This is a genomic window from Corallococcus sp. AS-1-12 (assembly GCF_020036995.1).
In the GTDB taxonomy this organism is placed as follows: domain Bacteria; phylum Myxococcota; class Myxococcia; order Myxococcales; family Myxococcaceae; genus Corallococcus.
This window is the reverse complement of the sequence record NZ_JAIQDD010000006.1, coordinates 93,451-111,243: the sequence shown is the minus strand read 5'-3', so window position 1 is coordinate 111,243 and position 17,793 is coordinate 93,451. Positions and strand designations below refer to the sequence as shown.

Here is a 17,793-nt window from a genome sequence, read left to right as displayed (position 1 = left end):
AACGCCGGCCGGGGTTCGTGAAGACCCCGGCCCACGTCCCCACGCGCGCTGGCCGCCGGGCCCGGTTCAACGTCGCGGGGACATCCAGGGGATTCCCTTAACGGCGGACAGCCCGGGGTATTCAAACCCAACCCATCGTGGCCCTGAAAAAAGGCAGACGCCGGCCGGGACGCCTGGGCATCCCGGCCGGCGCATCCTGGTGAGGAGGTTTGTGATTCCTCCCGGAAGGCCTACTGCGCCTGGCTGATGGGCGTGGCCATCGTCAGCGCGTTGTTGTCCTCACGCAGCTCCAGCAGCGAGCCCGGCGCGTCCACCAGGGCGCCCAGGTAGAGGGGCTGTCCGGACAGGGCCGAGGAGGGGCGGACCACGAAGCCCTGCACGGGCAGCGTGGTGCACTGGCCCGAGGCCAGCGCGGACACCATGACGTTCCCCACGGGGCTCTGCACCTGGGTGTAGGGGGGCAGGCCCTGGCCGGGCACGTACAGGGACGTCTCCGTGGAGATGACCAGGTCCAGCGGCACGGAGCCGTACAGGGGCTGGTTGCCCTCGTTGCAGACCTGCACCTGCGCGCTGAACGAGCTGTACTGCGGCAGCCCCGTGGGCGCCGTCACCGCGCGCACCACCAGGTCCGGCCCGTTGCCCAGGATGAGCCGCGACGTCACGCGGGCGTTGTTGTCCTCGCGCAGCTCCATCACCTGGTTGGCGCTGTCCACGCGGGCCCCCAGGAAGAGGGGGCTGCTGGGGTCGGCGGAATAGGGCAGGGACGCGGGGCCGCTCAGCGGCGTCGTCACGCACTGGCCCACGGCGAGCCCCGGCACGGGCGCCACGTTCACCACGGTCTCGGAGGGCGCGGGAGGCGGCGACTGCGTGGACAGCGCCTCCTCCGTGGACAGGACGCCCATCACCTGCGCGGGGCCCGCCGGCTCCGTCCCCACGTTGCAGACCGTCACGTTCAGCGTGACGGGGCCGTAGGGGCTGGCGGTGGAGGGGCCGGTGATGTCCGTCACCACCAGGTCCGGGCCGTTGCCTGGCGTGATGGGGCCCGCGGCGCGCAGGTTGTTGTCCTCACGCGGCTCCACGAACTGCTGGTTCACGTCCGCCAGGGCCACCAGGTACAGCGGCTGTGACGGCGTGGCCTCCGGCGGGGGGATGACGGAGACCGTCTTCGGGTACAGCGCGCAGGCGCCCGCCGCGAGCGGCGACACCTCCACCGTGCCCACCGGCGCCTGGGACAACGGCGAAGGGGCCAGCGTGGGGGACACCGCCGTGGGCGTGGTGGACAGGAAGAGCCCCACCGTGGAGGGCCCCGTGGACAGGGTGCCCTCGTTGCAGACCTGCACGTCCGTCCACAGCGAGGTGCCGAACTTGACGCTGGAAGGCGCCGTCAGCGTACGCACGACGAGGTCCGGGCCGGACCCCAGGCCGATGCGGGACAGGGCGGACACGTTGTTGTCCTCGCGCAGCTCCGGCAGCGCCGCGCGCGGATCCACGACGGCGCCCACGGACAGCACCGGGTTCGGCATCACCGCCCCGGGAGGCAGGCCGGCGCTCCCGGTCACCCGCCGGGTGACGCACTCACGCGCCTCCAGCGCCGGCACCTGGGCCATGCCCATCAGCACGGCGGTCATGGGCGGCGGACCCGACGGAGCGATGTCCAGCGAGGACTCGTTCGTGACGTACACCTCCACGGGGACCTCGGCGGAGCGCGTCGTCCCCACGTTGCAGACCTTCGCGGACACCGTGAACGGGCCGTAGAGCGGCGCGAGGGAGGGGGCCTCCAGCGCGACGACGGTGAGGTCGGGCCGGGACCCCACGCCCACCCGCGAGTCCGCGCGGGTGTTGTTGTCCTCGCGCAGCTCCAGCACGCCCTGGGGCAGGTCCACGATGGCGCCCAGGTACAGGGCTCCATCCATGGGGCTGCCGTACGGGCTGTTGGCGGGGCCCTGCACCGTGCGGGTGGCGCACTGGCCCGCGCCCAGGTACGGCACGCTGAAGTTCGCCACCGGCATCTCGGTCATGGGGCGGGGCTGGGTCGACGGGGCCGCCAGCGACGGTGCCGAGGACAGGACCACCCGCACGTCGACCGTGTTGGCGGACTGGAAGCCCGTGTTGCACACCGTCGCCGTCGCCTGGAGCGGATCCCCCGGGCGCACGCTCGCGGGCCCCGTCACGGAGCGGATGATCAGGTCCGGGCCGTTGCCCACGCCCACCGGGCCCTGCACGAACGTGTTGTTGTCCTCGCGCAGCTCCAGCACGCTCCCCGGCGCGTCCGCGATGGCGCCCAGGTACAGGGGCGTGCCGGGCGGCACGGAGGTGGGCGGCGGCAGGACGGTGCCGCTGACGGGCACCGTGCGGCACTGGCCCTCGTTCAGGCTGCTCACGCTCGCGGCGCCCATCAGGACCTGCGTGGTGGGCGGCGGACCGGAGGGCGGCGGCACCGTCAGCCCGTTCACCGTGGACAGGTAGAGCTGCACGGAGCCGCTGGGGCTGGGATCCGTGCCCACGTTGCACACCGTCGCGGAGGCGGTGACGTACTGGCCCGGCGCCAGGTTCGCCGGCGCGTCCACCCGGGTGACGACCAGGTCCGGCCGCCAGCCCACGCCCATCAGGCCGCGGACGAAGCCGTTGTTCGTCTCGTCCGACTCGGACACCCCCTTCTGCGTGTCGATGCTGGCCCCCAGGTAGTAGGCGCCGTTGCCCGTGAAGCCCGAGGGCGGGCTGACGGAGATGCTCAGCGAACGGCTGACGCACTGGCCTGCGTACACCGGCCCCACGTCCGTCTGTCCCTGGGTGCTCTGGACGGTGAGCGGCGGCGTCCCCGGCCCCGGCACCTGCTGCGTGGACGTGGTGGACAGGTACACCTGGAGCGTGGTGTTGGAATACACATTCTGGTCACCGGCGTTGCAGACCTTCGCGGTGACGGTGATGGGCTGGCCGGGCTCCGCGTTGTCCGGAGCGCTCAGCTCCGTGATGCGCAGGTCCGGGCCGGGCAGGAGCGCGCGGGCCTGCTGCTCCAACGTGGGCGCTTCCTCTGGCACGGAGCCGTCCGTGCAACCCGTGAGCGCGAGCGCGCCCGTGATGAAGAGACACGAATACCGCCATGGCGGCGTACGCCGAGACATGCAGACTCCTGGGCTGGGGGGTGAAGGCGACGATACAGGCCCGGTGTGACATCCACCGGACCTGCACGTCTCTTCTAGGAATGAAACCCAGGCGGGGAAAACATGTTTCAGTCTTCCCCAACGGACTGTGTCTTCAATCCGCCCGCCGGTGTCTCACTCCACCTCGACGCGTCCGTTCGCCACGAGCCACCGCGTGGTGGTGCAGGAGCGGGCGAAGGGCGCGTCGTGGGTGACGAGCAGCAGCGCGCCAGGGTAGTCGTGCAGCGCCGCCTCCAGCCTCTCGATGGACGGCAGGTCCAGGTGGTTGGTGGGTTCGTCCAGCACCAGGGCCCAGGCGTGCTGGCCCAGGCCGCGCGCGATGGCCAGCTTGCGCGCCTCGCCGGGCGACGGCTGTTCGGACGCGAGCAGCCGGTGCGGATCCACCCCCAGCGCGGCCACCAGGGACATCACCCGGCCGCGCTCCTCCGGGGGCAGCTCGCGCACCGCGTCCAGCAGGGCGCGCGTCTCCTCCGCGCCCAGGTCCTGGGGCAGGTACAGGAGCTTCTCGCGAGGCACGCGCGCCTGCTCCAGCAGGGCCTTCAGGAGCGTCGTCTTGCCGGCGCCGTTGGGCCCCTCGATGCGGATGCGCGCCTCGCGGTCCACGTCCAGGCGCGTGGGGCCCAGCACCTCCACGTCGCCGGCCTTCAGGCCCGGTGTGTCGAACGTGAAGAGCCACGGGTTGGGCGAGCGCACGTAGTCCACGAACACGGAGCGGCCCACGGTCTTGTCCACGGTGAAGGTGCCCACCGCGGCCTCGGCGCGCTCCAGCTCCCGGCGCTTCACGGTGACCTGGTGGCCCAGGCGGGACTCGGCCCAGCTCGCCAGCGTGGACGGGCCCAGGCCGCGCGCGTCGCTGTCGTACTTGTTGCGCATCCGCCGCCCGGTGCTGCGCGACAGGGTGGCGCCCTGGTGCTCGCGCCGGGCGTTGGCCAGGAGCTGCGCGGCCCGGTCCCGCTCCGCCTTGGACTGCTGGTGGGCGGCGACCTCCGCCTCGCGCTCCGCCTCCCAGTGGCCCTTCGCGGCGGAGTAGGCGCCCGGGTACAGGTGCGCCTCGCCGCCGTGCACGCGCAGCGTGGCCTGGGTGAGCGTCTCCAACAGCTCGCGGTCGTGGGACACGACGACGCCCACGCCCCGGAAGCGGCGCAGCGCCGCCACCAGCCACGTGCGCGCCTCCGCGTCCAGGTGGTTGGTGGGTTCATCCAGCAGGAGCACGTCCGGCTCGCGGGCGAGCGCCGCGCCCACCTGCCAGCGCTTGCGCTCCCCGGGGGACAGCGTGGGCCAGCGCTCCAGCGCGGTGACGTCCAGGCCCAACTGGCCCTGGAGCCTGCGCGCCAGCGCGTCCCAGGCGTCCGCGAACGCGGTGATGTCGGGCGTGAGCGCCTCCACGCCCTGCGGGCACAGGCACACGAGCGGCGAGTCCGGCTCGAACTGGAGCTGCCCGGACGTGGGCGTCAGCTCCCCGGACAGCAGGCGCAGCAGGGTGGACTTGCCGGCGCCGTTGGGGCCGACGAGGCCCGTCCAGCCCGGGGCGAGGTGGAACTCCACGTCGGTGAGGACGGGGATGGCATCAGTGAACGAAAAGCAGACGCGGTGCGCGCGCACGGAGGAGGACGAGGGCATGTTGAAGCGACTCCTGAAACCGGAAGCCAGCGCGCACGTCCGGTGGGGACGCGCGGCGGCGGGGTACAGCCAGGGACCGGGTTTTCAGGCGAACAGCTTCAAGGTTCCGCGGACCTCGTTCAGGGGAAGAGCTCTGACCTCTCCCCACGTGGACAACCGACAGCCGGTGCTTCAGGTGGAGCATGTGGCACGGCCCGGGCGGATGACAAGGCCCGGGCGCGCGCGCCGTAACGCAAAGGGCACCGACGGGGAAACGCCGGTGCCCTGACTACGATTCCCGCGCTACTCGTCCGACGGCGGCTGCACCCGGCGCGTGGCGGGGAGGGTGGCGCTGGCGGCCGCGTTGCGGGCCAGGGCCTGGGCGCTCAGCGCGGCGGCCGACGGAGCGGGCGCGCGGAGCTGAGGCTGGGGCTGGGGCGCGGCGGCCGGGGCGTCGTCCTTGGCGAAGACCTCCTTCAGCGTGGCGATGGAGCCCAGCGCGGCGGTGGCCTCGTAGGGGACGAACATCTTGTTGTCGCCCTTGCCCAGCTCCTGGAGCGTCTCCAGGTAGCGCAGCGCGAGCACCTCCGGGGTGGCCCGGCCGGTGTGGATGGCCTCGAAGGTGAGGCGGGTGGCCTCGGCCTTGCCCTCGGCCTCCAGCATCACGGCGCGCTTGTGGCCCTCCGCGCGGGCGATCTCCGCGTCGCGCTCCGCCTCCGCGCGCAGGATGCGGGAGATCTTCTCGCCCTCGGCCTGGAGGATGGCGGCGGCCTTGTCACCCTCGGCCTTGGTGACCTCCGCGCGGCGCTCGCGCTCGGCGGTCATCTGCTTGGCCATGGCGGACTTGATGGCCTGGGGCGGTTCAATCTCGCGCAGCTCCACGCGCGTCACCTTCACGCCCCACTTCTCCGTGGCCTCGTCCAGCACCATGCGCAGCTTGGTGTTGACCGTCTCGCGGCTGGTGAGCGTCTGGTCCAGCGTGAGGCCGCCCATGACGTTGCGCAGGTTCGTCATGGTGAGCTGCTCGATGGCGAGCGCCAGGTTCTCCACCTGGTAGAGCGCCCGGCCGGGGTCGACGATCTGGTAGTAGATGACCGAGCCCACCTCCATGTTGACGTTGTCATGGGTGATGACCTGGACGGTCTCGAAGCCCATGACCTGCTCGCGCAGGTCCACCAGGGTGTTGCGCGTGAAGCGGTTGCCGGCGCGCATCTCCATGGCGCGGGGGCTGTCCATGAAGGGGATGAGGATGTTGAGGCCGCTGGAGGCCACGCGGTGGAACTTCCCCAGCCGCTCCACGACCATCACCTTGGCCTGGGGAACGATGCGCACCCCGGTGACGATGCCGAACACGACGGCGGCGGCGAGGAACAGCAGAACAATCGTCAGTCCCATCCTTCGTTCTCCTTCTTCTTGCGACGCGCCGGCTGTTGCAGCGCGACTTCGTTGGACGCCGACGGGCGTCGCACCCACAACTTGAGGCCTTCAATCTGCTCCACGGTGACGCGCTCGCCCTCGGGCAGGGGCCCGGACAGGGAGCGCGCCATCCACAGCTCGCCGTTGATGCGCACGGTGCCCCCGTGTCCGTCCGCCAGCGCCTCCGTGACCACGGCCTCCTGGCCCACCATCGCCTCCACGCCCGTCTTCAAGTGCACGGCGTCCCGCATGAAAACGTTCTTGAAGATCGTGCGGGACGCGCCGAAGAGGACGGCGGACACCAGGGTGAAGACGAAGAGCTGGCTGTTGAGGCCCAGGCCCGCCCCGGCCGTCAGGGAGGCCATCAGCGCGCCCACGGCGAGCCAGAGCGTCACGAAGCCGGAGAGCTTGATCTCCAGCGCGCCCAGGACGATCGCGGCAATCAGCCAGAGCTGCCAGGCGGTGGTGTCCATGGGGTCCTTGTTTGGCAGCGGCTTCGGCCCCCTGTCAAACCGGGCGACCGGGCATCCGGAATCAATCGAAACGGAGGGTAGGTTCCGGGCAAGACCCTAAAGGGGCCCAAGCCGGGGGAAAAGCAGATGCCATACCTGTCCATCCGTGGTGCGCGACTGTACTACGAGGACACCGGAGGAAGTGGGGAGCCGGTGCTCTTCAGCCACGGGCTGCTCTGGGACTCCCGGCTGTTCCACCGGCAGGTGGAGGCGCTGAGGGGGCACTACCGCTGCATCGTGTACGACCACCGGGGCCAGGGGCAGAGCGAGCCCCCGTCTGGCGACTCGGTCATCGACCTGCGCACGGTGTACGAGGACGCGGTGGCGGTCATCCAGGCGTTGGGGCTGGCGCCGTGCCACTTCGTGGGCCAGTCCATGGGGGGCTTCGTGGGCCTGAGGCTGGCCGCCAGGCACCCGGAGCTGCTGCGCTCGCTGGCGCTCCTGGACTCGTCCGCCGCGGCGGAGCTGCCGCTGACGCTGGCGCGCTACCGGGTGCTGACGACGCTCACGCACTGGCTGGGGCTGAGGCCGGTGGTGGACCGGATCATGTCGCTCTACTTCGGGCGCACGTTCATGCGGGACCCGGAGCGGGCCGCGGAGCGGGCGCTGTTGCGCCGGCAGTTGGTGGAGAACCCGCGCGCGGTGTGGCGGGCCATGCAGGGCGTCATCCACCGCCGCAGCGTGGAGGGGGAGCTGCACCGCATCGAAACGCCGACGCTGGTGCTGGTGGGGGAGGAGGACGCGGTGACGGTGCCGGCGGTGGCGGAGCGGCTGCACCAGCGCATCCGGGGCGCGCGGCTCAAGCGGCTGCCCTGCGGCGGGCACATGTGCATCCTGGAGCAGCCCCAGGCGGTCAACGTCGCGCTGGGAGACTTCCTGGAGGAGGTGGAGCGCACCTCGCTCCAGGAAGCGGTGCTGGCGGCGGTGGGTTAGCCCCGGGCCTCGGGCGCGCGGCAGGCGGCCTCCGGCACGTCGTCGGAGGGCGCGGGCTGCACGGAGGCCTGCGGCTCGGACGGGGCGGCCGGCGACAGGCCGCTGCAGATGCCGAACTCCGCGCAGGTGATCACCTCGCCACCGTTGTCACAGAGGTAGGCGCAGGACGAGGTCGGCTTGCACTGCAGTTCGCAGGGCCGGGGGGCGGCGAGCGCGGTCAGGGGCGCGAGGATGAGGCCAACGGCACCAGCGAGAAGGGTCTTGGAGAGCTTCATGGTGTGGCTCCTGTCTGCGTGGGTTGAACAGCGTCCAGCAGAAATCCATACGAAATCCCATCGCTGTCCGGGTCGTGGCGGGGTTCAAAAACTGCTCAATGACAGACGCCACGGAAAGATCCGCGAGGGCTGGATGGGGTGACGCGCCACTCCATCTGGATGAAAGGCCAGGCCCGGGGCGGAGGAGGGATGTCTGCCTTCAGCCCGCGCGCCTGGAACAACCCATGAAGTCGCCCTCTCGCTGGACGTCGATCCAATCTAGCGCCTGAACGCCCGCTCAGTATCCTGATCCGGCGTGAGCTACGCCGAGCTGGTGTGCCGGTCCCACTTCTCCTTCCTGCACGGCGCCTCCCATCCGGAGGAGCTGGTGGCCACCGCGGCCCGGCTGGGGCTGTCCGCGCTGGCGCTGACGGATCGGGATGGGCTCTACGGCGTGGTGAAGGCGCACCTGGCGGCGAAGGAGCACGGCGTGAAGCTGCTCCTGGGCGCGGAGCTGACGCTGGAGGACGGCCCGCCGGTGGTGGTGTACGCGCGGGACGCGACCGGGTACTCGAACCTGTGCCGGCTGGTGTCCCACGGCCGGATGACGCACCCCAAGGGCGAGGCGGGCGTGCCCTGGCGCAAGGTGGCGGAGCACGCGTCGGGGCTGCTCGCGCTGTTGCCGGGCCCCGCGCCGCTGGAGGCGGTGGCTCCGCTGGCGGAGGCGTTCCCCGGCGGCTTCCACGTGGGCCTGAGCCGCTCGCTGTCGGCGGGGGACGCGGCCCGGGAGGCGCGAGCGGAAGCGCTGGCCCGCGCGCTGGGCGTGCCGCTGGTGGTCCACAACGACGTGCACACGCACCACCGCGACCGGCAGGTGCTCCAGGATGTGCTCACGGCCATCCGCCACGGGGTGACGGTGGATCAGGCCGGCACGCGGCTGTTCCCGAACGCGGAGCGGACGCTGAAGTCCCCCGGAGAGATGGCGCGGCTGTTCGCGGATCGGCCGGAGGCGCTGGCGCGCACGGTGGAGCTGGCGTCGCGCTGCGAGGCGTCCCTGGACGCGCTGCACTACCGCTTCCCGGAGGAGGACCTGCCGCGAGGCCGCACGGCGGACGAACACCTGCGGGTGCTCACGGAGGCGGGGCTGCGCGCGCGCTATCCCGGGGGCGTGCCGCCGGAGGTGACGAAGCAGATCGACCATGAGCTGCGGCTCATCGCGGCGCTGGACTTCGCGGGGTACTTCCTGTCGCTGTGGGACATCGTGATGTTCGCGCGGGGGCGGGGCATCCTGTGCCAGGGGCGGGGCAGCGCGGCGAACTCGGCGGTCTGCTACGCGCTGGGGATCACCGCCATTGATCCGGTGCGCATGGGCCTGTTGTTCGAGCGCTTCCTCAGCATGGAGCGCAAGGAGCCGCCGGACATCGACGTGGACTTCGAGCACGAGCGGCGCGAGGAGGTGCTCCAGTACGTCTACGAGAAGCACGGCCGCCGGCACGCGGGCATGGTGTGTGAAGTCATCTGCTACCGGGGGCGGCTCGCGCTGCGCGAGGCGGGCAAGGCGCTGGGGCTGTCGTTGGATCAGGTGGACCGGCTGTCGCGGGTGGCGTCGTCGCACGGCTTCCAGGTGACGCCGGAGGTGCTCCAGGAGGCGGGGCTGTCCCCGACGGACGGGCGGGTGCTGCGGACGCTGTCGGTGGCGAAGGAGCTGGAGGGCGTGCCCCGGCACCTGTCCATCCACGTGGGCGGCTTCGTGATGACGCGCGAGCCGCTGGTGGACCTGGTGCCGGTGGAGAACGCGGCGATGCCGGGGCGCACGGTCATCCAGTGGGAGAAGGATGACATCAACGCGGTGGGACTCCTCAAGGTGGACCTGCTGGCGCTGGGCATGTTGACGGCGCTGTCGCGCTGCTTCGCCTTGATTCAAAAGCATTACGGCCGCGAGCTGTCCCTGGCCACGGTGCCGCCGGAGGACCCGAAGGTCTACGACATGCTGTGCGAGGCGGACACGGTGGGCGTGTTCCAGATCGAGAGCCGCGCGCAGATGAACATGCTGCCCCGGCTCCAGCCCCGGGAGTTCTACGACCTGGTGGTGCAGATCGCCCTCATCCGGCCGGGGCCCATCGTGGGCAACATGGTGCACCCGTACCTGCGCAGGCGGCACGGCCAGGAGCCGGTGACGTACCCGAGCGACGAGGTGCGGGGCATCCTGCAGAAGACGCTGGGCGTGCCGCTCTTCCAGGAGCAGGCGATGCGGCTCGCGATGGTGGCGGCGGGCTTCAGCGCGGGAGAGGCGGACGGCCTGCGGCGGGCGCTGAGCCACAAGCAGGCGGAGGCGCGCATCCTCCCGTACCGGGGCCGCTTCGTGGAGGGCTGCGAGGCGAAGGGCTACACGCGCCAACAGGCGGAGGAGTGGTTCGACCACTTCCGGGGGTTCGCGCACTACGGGTTCCCGGAGAGCCACTCCGCGAGCTTCGCGTTGATTGCCTATGCGTCCAGTTGGTTGAAGTGCCACTACCCGGCGGCCTTCACGGCGGCGCTGCTCAACTCCCAGCCCATGGGCTTCTACGCGCCGCACACGCTGGTGGCGGACGTGCAGCGGCACGGCGTGGAGGTGCGGCCGGTGGACGTGCGCCGCTCGAACTGGGACTGCACGCTGGAGGACGGGGCGGTGCGGCTGGGGTTGAGGATGGTGCGGGGGCTGGGCGAGTCCTCGGGCCGGGCGGTGGAGACCGCGAGGCGGGGGGACTACACGAGCGTGGGAGACCTGGCGCGGCGGGCGCGGATTCCCCGCCATGAATTGACGCGGCTGGCGTTGTCAGGGGCGCTGGCGTCGCTGTGCGGGGCGCGGCGGCAGGCGCTGTGGGAGATCCAGGCGCTGGGGCCGTTGGACGCGGACGACCTGTTCTTCGGCATGCCCATGGATGGCACCGCGGTGCAGTTGCCGCCCATGGGCGTCCGGGAGCGGGTGGTGGCGGATTACGACACGGTGGGGCTGTCGCTGGAGAAGCACCCCCTGGAGCTCTTGCGGCCCACGTTGAAGCGGATGGGGGCGGTGACGGCGGAGGGGCTGAAGAGGGTGTCTGCGGGGCGGCCGGTGAAGGTGGGGGGGATGATGATCTGCCGGCAGATGCCGCCCACGGAGAAGGGGATCTGCTTCATCTCGCTGGAGGACGAGACGGGGATCGCCAACCTGGTGGTGCCCTCGGAGGTGTATGCGCGGTGCAGGCAGGAGATCCACGGCGCGTTGTTCCTCGTGGGGGAGGGGATGCTGGAGCGCTCGGGGAAGGTGACGAACGTGAAGACGCGCAGCGTGGTGTCCGTGCGTCAGTGAGGCCAGGGAACAGCGCGCTACATCTGCACGTCTGTTCCTGTGATCCGTGGGTGAGGGGACGGGAGGACCCACGGGGGCATGGAACAACCCGTATTGCTGGCGATATAGGTTGCTTCTGTCTGGAGTGTAGTAGCGTGGATCAGAACGGGAGGGTTCTCAGTGCGCAACAGTCTTCGGTGGTTGGGGTCGCTGCTCGATCGCGTGGGCCTGTCGGAAGTGGTGGAGGAGGCAAGCGATTGGGTGCGGTACTACGCGCAGGGCAAGCCGCCCGTGAGCGAGCCTGCCGCGACCCGCGTCTCCCGCCCGGTGCACTCCGAGCCCCCGCGCGCGTCCGTGCATGAGGTGATCGAGTCCCTGCGCAACGCGATGCCGGAGCGCCAGGTGGACGCGACGGTGGTGGAGGTGCCGTTCGAGGGCCGCATGGAGCTGGTGCCCTCCGCCCGCCGCAAGACGGCGCCGAAGGCGAAGAAGGCCGCGAGCAAGAAGAGCGCGGCGAAGAAGGCCCCGGCCGCGAAGAAGGCGGCGCCCGCGAAGAAGAAGAGCGCGGCGAAGAAGGCCCCGGCCGCGAAGAAGGCGGCCACGTCCGGAGCCGCGAGCGAGGACGCGGTGTCGGTGCTGGAGACCGCGCTGCGAGGCCACGCGCGCCAGAAGGACCTGGTCTCCGCGGGCAAGGAGAAGGACCAGCTCCTGCGTTCGCTGATCCCGCTCTACCTGGCGAAGTCGCTGGACGTGGAGGTGACGTCGGGAACGACGTCGCGCTTCTGGAGCGGGCTGGGCGTGACGTACGCCGCGCCGAACGCGGCCAAGGCCCTGCGCCTGCACGCGGGCTACGCCCAGGACACCAAGAAGGGCAAGGCCATCACCGCCAAGGGCATCCGCTACGTGGAAGAAGCCCTCGCGCAGGCCGCGAAGTAGCTCCTGCCGGACCCGATGCCGCGTCATCGCTGCCCACCCAGACGCGGCATCCGCCGTGTTTGGGCATGGGCAGCGATGGCTTGCATGGTGTCTTGCGCCACGAGCGGGTTTCAGCCGGAGACTCAGGCTGACTCAAGCAAAGCCATTTCCTCTGCTGCCTTTGAGTGGCCGGAGGACGTGGCGCCCATGGCGACGCTGGATGGGCCTGCAATCCTGGCGTCCCATGCGGCCCTCCAGGACGTCATGAGCCGCTTTCCCAAGGCGCGCCGGAATGAATGCATCTTCACGGCGCGAGCCCTGGAGGTCGTCGTGGGCCAGGGGAAGGGCGTCTACATCGTTCGGGTGAACCGGCGCGTTGACCACTGTGAGGGAATCGGACCCGGTGGCAACTTCGAACTCGACTGGTTCGAACTCTACGCAGTCTCGCCCGAGGGACGAATCATCGAGCGATATCACTACATGCCTTGAATCAGCCTTCAATCCCTTGCGGACCGTGACCCCGGCACAGGCAGGTTGTCTGTCCTCCGGTACGTCCCCACCACGGAGTACTTCGTGTCCGCTGTGTGGTTCCGGCTCGCCGCGTGGAACAGCCGCGCATGGAAGAGCAGCACGTCCCCGGGGGACAGCCTCACGTAGCGCGCGCCATCGATGAGCGCCGCGTTCTCCGGCAGCTCCGGCCGCAGGAACAGCCGCGCGTCGTAGCGCTCCGGCGCGAACTGCATCCGGTGCGTGCCGGGCAGCACCTTCAATCCGCCGTTCTCCGGCGTCTCCGTGCCCAATGCCAACCACGTGGAGATGAGCTCCGGCCGCGCGAAGGCCCAATACCTCACGTCCTGGTGCCACCCCGTGTCCGAGGAGAAGCGCGGCTGCTTCGTCATCACGCAGTTGTGGTGCGCCCGCGCCTGCACCACCGGCCCGTCCAGGAGCTGCCCCAGCGCCTCCAGCATCCGCGCGTCGTCGAACCACGCCGCGAACAGGGGCGAGCGCCCATGCGCCTTCAGCAACCGCCGCACCGTCCGCCCGCCCTCGGCTTCGATGCTCGCCGGTGAGCCGGGATAGGCCACGTCGGCCTCGTACTCCACCGGTCCGTCACCGGAGGCCAACTGCTCCAGGATGACAGCCCGCATCCGCTCACACGTCCCGCCCTCCACGAAGGACGGCAGGACGAGATACCCATCGGTGGTGAAGCGCTGACACTGCTCGGGGCTCAGGACGGACATGGCGCCCGCTTCTTAACGGGGGCGCCCGCCACGTGCACCTGCCGCGATGCTCAGCCCAGCAGCCGCGAATCATCCAGGTCGATCTCATCCTGGATGAGGTCCACGCCGTTCTGTCGGAAGCGCCGCGCCGCCGCCCGGCTGCGCGGGCCGTGCCCGTGCTCCAGGCACCACTGCGCGTGCTCGCTGAGCAGCGCCAGCTCCAGCGTGCGCCCCAGCGTCAGGGAGAAGCGCCGCGCCCCGGCCTCCATCGTGGTGGGGTTCGCCATCGCGCCGGACACCCAGGCCCGCGCGTGCTCCAGCGCGTCGTGCGCCGTCTTCACGCACGGCCGCAGGCCCGCGTCCGTCACCTTGGACAGACGGCCCTCCACCTCGTGGAAGAACGCCTCCAGCGTGCCTTCCTTCGCCAGCGCGCGCAGCGAGTCCAATGACAGCACGTTCGTCGTGCCCTCCCAGATGGACAGCACCTGCGCGTCCGCCTGGATGCGCGGCAGGCCCGTGTCCTCCACGTAGCCCGCGCCGCCGAAGGACTCCGTCACCTCCGACGTGATGTGCACCACCTGCCGGCCCGTGGTCAGCTTCGCCAGCGGCGTCACCAGCCGCTGCAGCAGCAGCTCCTGCTCCGTCGCCGTGCGCGTCTCCAGCTTGCCCAGCAGCTCCACGGCGCGGAACGCCAGCAGGAAGCCCGCCTGGAACTCCGCCTCCAGCCCCGCCAGCGTGTCCATGTGCAGCGGCTTCTCCGACAGCGGCGCGCCGAACTGCACCCGGCGCTTCGCGTAGTCGTGCGCCAGCGCCATCGCGCGGCGCATGCTCCAGGTGGCGCCCATCGCGTTCCAGGTGCGCGTCACGTTCAGCATCATCGCCATGTTGCGGATGCCGTCCGTCAGCCCCGCCACCGGCGTCGCCAGCGTCCCGTCCAGCGTCAGCTCCGCCGTGGGCACCTTGCGCGTGCCCAGCTTGTCCTTCAGCCGGTTGATCTGGATGCCATTGAGCCGGCCCTGCGCGTCCCGCGTCTCCACGAAGAAGAGCGCCAGCCCCTTGCCGCCGGGGCCGTTGCCCGTGGGGCGCGCCAGCGTCAGCGCCATCTGCGCCGTCGTGGCGGACGTGAACCACTTGGTGCCGTACAGCCGCCAGCCCTCCGGGGACTGCCGCGCCTCCGTCAGCGTCAGCCCCACGTCCGAGCCGCCCGTGCGCTCCGTCATCCACTGGCCGGACGTCCAGAACGTCGCCGGATCCCGCGACGTCAGGTGGGGCAGGGCGTGGTCGATGAGCGCCTGGTTGCCCAGCGACAGGAGCGACCGCGCCGCGCCGTCCGTCATCGCCAGCGGGCAAGAGTAGACGTCCAGCGACGGCTGCACCAGGTAGTTCAGCGCGAACTGGTGCACGCGGCTGAGCGCGCCGCTCTTCTGCTCGTAGGCCACCGCGACCAGGCCCTTCTTCGCCGTCAGCGCCTCCGCCTCCTTCCACAGCGGGGACACCTCGATGTGGTCGATGCGCTGACCCCACGGGCTCCACTGCGTGAGCACGGGCTCGTTCAGCCGGTCGCGCTGCTGGAACTCGTAGAAGTACTTGCCTCCCAGCTCCCCCAGCTCGCGGAAGTCATCCTGGAGCGAGCGAAACAAATCGTTCGGAAGGGTGCGGGCGAGGTAGCCCTGCAGGAACGCGTCGTCGTCGTACTGATTGCCAAGACCCGGGGGCGCCTGGAAGAAGCTCATGGCCCGAAGTTAACACCGCCGGCACGACGGTGGGGTACAGTGGCCTCTCCCTCCCGCCGGAGCCGTGATGGCTGACTTTCCCCGCAGGCCCCCCCCTGGCCCAGGTCCGTCTTCCCTCGACGCCGAGCAGGATGAGAATCGCAGCATCACCCCGCTGGAGACGCCCGCCGCGCAGGCGAACCCCGTCCTGTCCGCGCCGCCCCGTCCGCGCGCGCCCGCCCCGGTTGGCGCGCCCCTGGGAGGAGAGCAGCGTCCGGAGCCCACCCGCTCCCGGCCGGCGCAGACCGCGCCGCTGCCCTCCGTCATCTTCGATCCGATGCCGCGCCCCCGCGTGCCGCCCGCGGGAGCGGCCCCGCCGGGCGCGCCGCCGCCCTTCTCCGAGGAGATGCTCGACGTGCAGACCGAGCGGCGCACCGCGCCCCCCGGCCCGCCTCCGCCCGCGCAGGATCCCGAGCGCCGCGCGGCCGCCGGCATGGAGCGCCGGGGGCCCCCGGAAGGGGAGCGCCGTGGCCCCCCGGAGGCGGATCGCCGTGGAGCGGCTCCCGCGAGCTCCGACCGTCGCGGTTCGGTGTCAGCGCCGCCGCAGGGCTACGTGGGCCCGGAGCGGCGCGGCTTCCGGCGCGGTGAGGCGTCGGACGCGCCGGTGACGAACCGCTTCTGGCCCGCGCAGCCCAAGACGCTCCAGGAGGCCGGCCTCACCACCACGTTCGTGGAGGAGCTGGTCCTCAAGGCCATCTTCTTCGCGGGCGAGATGCGCGGCATGGACGTGGCCACGCGCCTGCAACTGCCCACCGCGCTGGTGGACGAGGTCATCGAGGGACTGCGCCGCCAGAAGTACATCGACATCCGCGGCGGTGGCGCGTCCGGCGTGGGCCGCTCCACGATGATCTACCAGCTCACGACCTTCGTGACGGACGTGCTGCGGCAGATCCTGGATCGCAACCGCTACAACGGCCCGGCGCCCGTGCCGTTCAATGAATGGGTCGCCGCCGTGAAGCATCAGACCGTGCGCGGCAACCGCATCACCCGCCAGCGCATGCAGGACAAGTTCGGCGACCTGATCATCCGCGACTACATCTTCGACGGCATCGGTCCGGCGATGAACTCCGGGCGCGCCATCTTCTTCTACGGCCCCCCGGGCAACGGCAAGACGGCCATCTGCCAGGGCATGGTCAACTGCTACGAGGGGGACATCTTCGTCCCGCACGCGCTGCTCATCGACGACTTCGTGGTGAAGATGTTCGACGCGAACATCCACCGCGCGGTGGATGACGAGCCCGGCATGCCCTCGTATGACCGCCGCTGGGTGCGCTGCCGCCGGCCGCTGGTGGTGGTGGGCGGCGAGCTCACGCTGGAGATGCTCGACCTCGTCTACACCCCGGAGGTGAAGTACTACGAGGCGCCGTTCCAGATGAAGGCGTCCAACGGGATGCTCCTCATCGACGACTTCGGCCGTCAGAAGGTGTCCCCCAAGGACCTGCTCAACCGGTGGATCGTCCCGCTGGAGAGCGACGTGGACATCCTCACGCTCCACACCGGCAAGAAGATCCAGGTGCCCTTCGACGTGTTCGCCGCGTTCTCCACCAACCTGGATCCCAGCGACCTGGTGGACGACGCCTTCCTGCGCCGCGTCCGCTACAAGCTGGAGGTGCAGCGCCCGGACGAGGAGCAGTTCCACGAGATCTTCCAGGTGATGTGCAAGAAGCGCGGCGTGCCCTACGACGCGCGCGCCGTGGACTACCTCATCGACGAGCACTACCGCCCGAACCACCGGCCCTTCGCCGCGTGCCAGCCTCGCGACCTGCTGGATCAGGTCATCGACATGGCGAACTACCAGGGCCAGCCGCCGCGCCTGGAGCCCGCGCTGCTGGACGCCGCCGTGCGCAGCTACTTCGTGCGCTTCGACAAGCCCGCGTCCGCCTCGCCCACCGCCGCGTCCGCCCGCTGAAGCGGCTGGGGGCCGTCCCCCGCGAACGGCCCCCACGGCGACGGCTGGAGCCACGTGCGCACCGTCTCCACGGGCACGTTGGCCAGCACGTCCACGATGGACAGCCCCGTCACGAAGCGCCCCTCGCGCCCCTGCGCGTAGTCCGGGTGACGGAAGCGCTGCCACAACAGGCGCACGTCCACCGCGCGGAAGCGCTCCGGCTTCAGGTACACCGTGGAGCCCGTCCCCGAGTAGTACGTGTGCGCGCCCGTCTGGAGGCAGTACTCCACCAGCCGCTGCGTCTTGTCCTCGCCCCGGCGCTCCAGCGTGGAGGAGAGCACCACGTTCGGCGTGAGCCCCAGCGGTGCGTGGAACAGCGCCATGCTGGACAGCAGCACGCGCAGCAGCGACCCCGGGCCGGACTCGCGCGAGGCGGCGTCATAGAAGGGCTCCACGAGCGGCAGCACCTGCGCGCGGAAGTGGGGCCTGCCTCCGTAGAGCGTCACCAACGTTTGCAGGTGTTTGCGCGCCCAGGGCTGGCTCGAGTCCACCGCCAGGTCGCGGATGCGCGTGTCGCGGTGCGGATCCTCCAGCGGGATGGACAGCCACTGGAAGCCCGGCTCGGATGGGGGCGGCGTGGGCACGCCGTGGGGCAGGGCGACGCGCGTGCGGCGCTGCCAGCCGCGCCGGAGCCACTGCACGTCGTCCAGCACCACCAGCGTCCCGGCGCGGGCCACCTGCTCGTAGAAGTCCACCCACGGCAGGTAGTGGGGCTGCTCGGCGACGAGGACTCCAGGGTGTCCGGACACGCCC

The 17,793-nt window shown here is 70.9% G+C and carries 13 protein-coding genes; 5 read left to right on the top strand and 8 right to left on the bottom strand.

What is annotated here, in order from left to right; genetic code table 11:
• Positions 1-230: 230 nt before the first annotated feature.
• From K8556_RS12245 to K8556_RS12230, 4 genes are all read right to left on the bottom strand, one after another.
• Complete coding sequence (locus K8556_RS12245; RefSeq protein ID WP_223740232.1) at positions 231-3,122, bottom strand: CARDB domain-containing protein; 2,892 nt, start codon at positions 3,120-3,122, stop codon at positions 231-233.
• 153 nt (positions 3,123-3,275) lie between these two features.
• On the bottom strand, positions 3,276-4,781 hold the full coding sequence (locus tag K8556_RS12240; protein WP_223740231.1) for an ATP-binding cassette domain-containing protein: 1,506 nt from the start codon (positions 4,779-4,781) through the stop codon (positions 3,276-3,278).
• 282 nt (positions 4,782-5,063) lie between these two features.
• Complete coding sequence (locus K8556_RS12235; protein ID WP_223740230.1) at positions 5,064-6,155, bottom strand: SPFH domain-containing protein; 1,092 nt, start codon at positions 6,153-6,155, stop codon at positions 5,064-5,066.
• Positions 6,146-6,649 (bottom strand): NfeD family protein, encoded by a 504-nt coding sequence (locus K8556_RS12230; protein ID WP_223740229.1) that lies wholly within the window; start codon positions 6,647-6,649, stop codon positions 6,146-6,148. Before K8556_RS12230 ends, K8556_RS12235 begins: the two co-directional genes overlap by 10 nt.
• Before the next feature lie 126 nt (positions 6,650-6,775).
• Here K8556_RS12230 and K8556_RS12225 point away from each other — a divergent pair, with 126 nt between their 5' ends.
• The gene (locus tag K8556_RS12225) at positions 6,776-7,621 is read left to right on the top strand and encodes an alpha/beta fold hydrolase (RefSeq protein WP_223740228.1); all 846 of its coding nucleotides are present in this window, start codon (positions 6,776-6,778) and stop codon (positions 7,619-7,621) included.
• Here K8556_RS12225 and K8556_RS12220 read toward each other — a convergent pair.
• On the bottom strand, positions 7,618-7,896 hold the full coding sequence (locus tag K8556_RS12220) for a hypothetical protein (RefSeq protein ID WP_223740227.1): 279 nt from the start codon (positions 7,894-7,896) through the stop codon (positions 7,618-7,620). The genes K8556_RS12225 and K8556_RS12220 overlap by 4 nt on opposite strands.
• Before the next feature lie 295 nt (positions 7,897-8,191).
• On the opposite strand from K8556_RS12220, the gene K8556_RS12215 reads away from it, so the two are divergent.
• The 3 genes from K8556_RS12215 (at position 8,192) to K8556_RS12205 (ending at position 12,589) form a co-directional block, all read left to right on the top strand.
• Positions 8,192-11,206 carry an error-prone DNA polymerase gene (locus tag K8556_RS12215; protein ID WP_223740226.1) on the top strand — a complete coding sequence of 1,005 codons (3,015 nt, stop codon included), beginning with the start codon at positions 8,192-8,194 and terminating at the stop codon, positions 11,204-11,206.
• Positions 11,207-11,365: 159 nt separating this feature from the next.
• Entirely contained in the window at positions 11,366-12,121 is a 756-nt protein-coding gene (locus tag K8556_RS12210) for a hypothetical protein (protein WP_223740225.1), read from the top strand.
• A gap of 186 nt (positions 12,122-12,307) precedes the next feature.
• Positions 12,308-12,589, top strand: a complete 282-nt coding sequence (locus K8556_RS12205; RefSeq protein WP_223740224.1) for a hypothetical protein — start codon at positions 12,308-12,310, stop codon at positions 12,587-12,589.
• An 8-nt stretch (positions 12,590-12,597) separates the two neighbouring features.
• On the opposite strand, the gene K8556_RS12200 is transcribed toward K8556_RS12205, so the two are convergent.
• Both K8556_RS12200 and K8556_RS12195 read right to left on the bottom strand, forming a co-directional pair.
• Positions 12,598-13,341: a phytanoyl-CoA dioxygenase family protein gene (locus K8556_RS12200; protein WP_223740223.1), complete on the bottom strand. Its 744-nt coding sequence runs from the start codon at positions 13,339-13,341 to the stop codon at positions 12,598-12,600.
• 50 nt (positions 13,342-13,391) lie between these two features.
• Positions 13,392-15,053: an acyl-CoA dehydrogenase family protein gene (locus K8556_RS12195; protein WP_223740222.1), complete on the bottom strand. Its 1,662-nt coding sequence runs from the start codon at positions 15,051-15,053 to the stop codon at positions 13,392-13,394.
• Positions 15,054-15,120: 67 nt separating this feature from the next.
• On the opposite strand from K8556_RS12195, the gene K8556_RS12190 reads away from it, so the two are divergent.
• The gene (locus tag K8556_RS12190) at positions 15,121-17,001 is read left to right on the top strand and encodes an ATPase (protein ID WP_223740221.1); all 1,881 of its coding nucleotides are present in this window, start codon (positions 15,121-15,123) and stop codon (positions 16,999-17,001) included.
• Here K8556_RS12190 and K8556_RS12185 read toward each other — a convergent pair.
• Positions 16,941-17,789 carry a WbqC family protein gene (locus K8556_RS12185; RefSeq protein ID WP_223740220.1) on the bottom strand — a complete coding sequence of 283 codons (849 nt, stop codon included), beginning with the start codon at positions 17,787-17,789 and terminating at the stop codon, positions 16,941-16,943. The genes K8556_RS12190 and K8556_RS12185 overlap by 61 nt on opposite strands.
• Between the last annotated feature and the right edge of the window lie 4 nt (positions 17,790-17,793).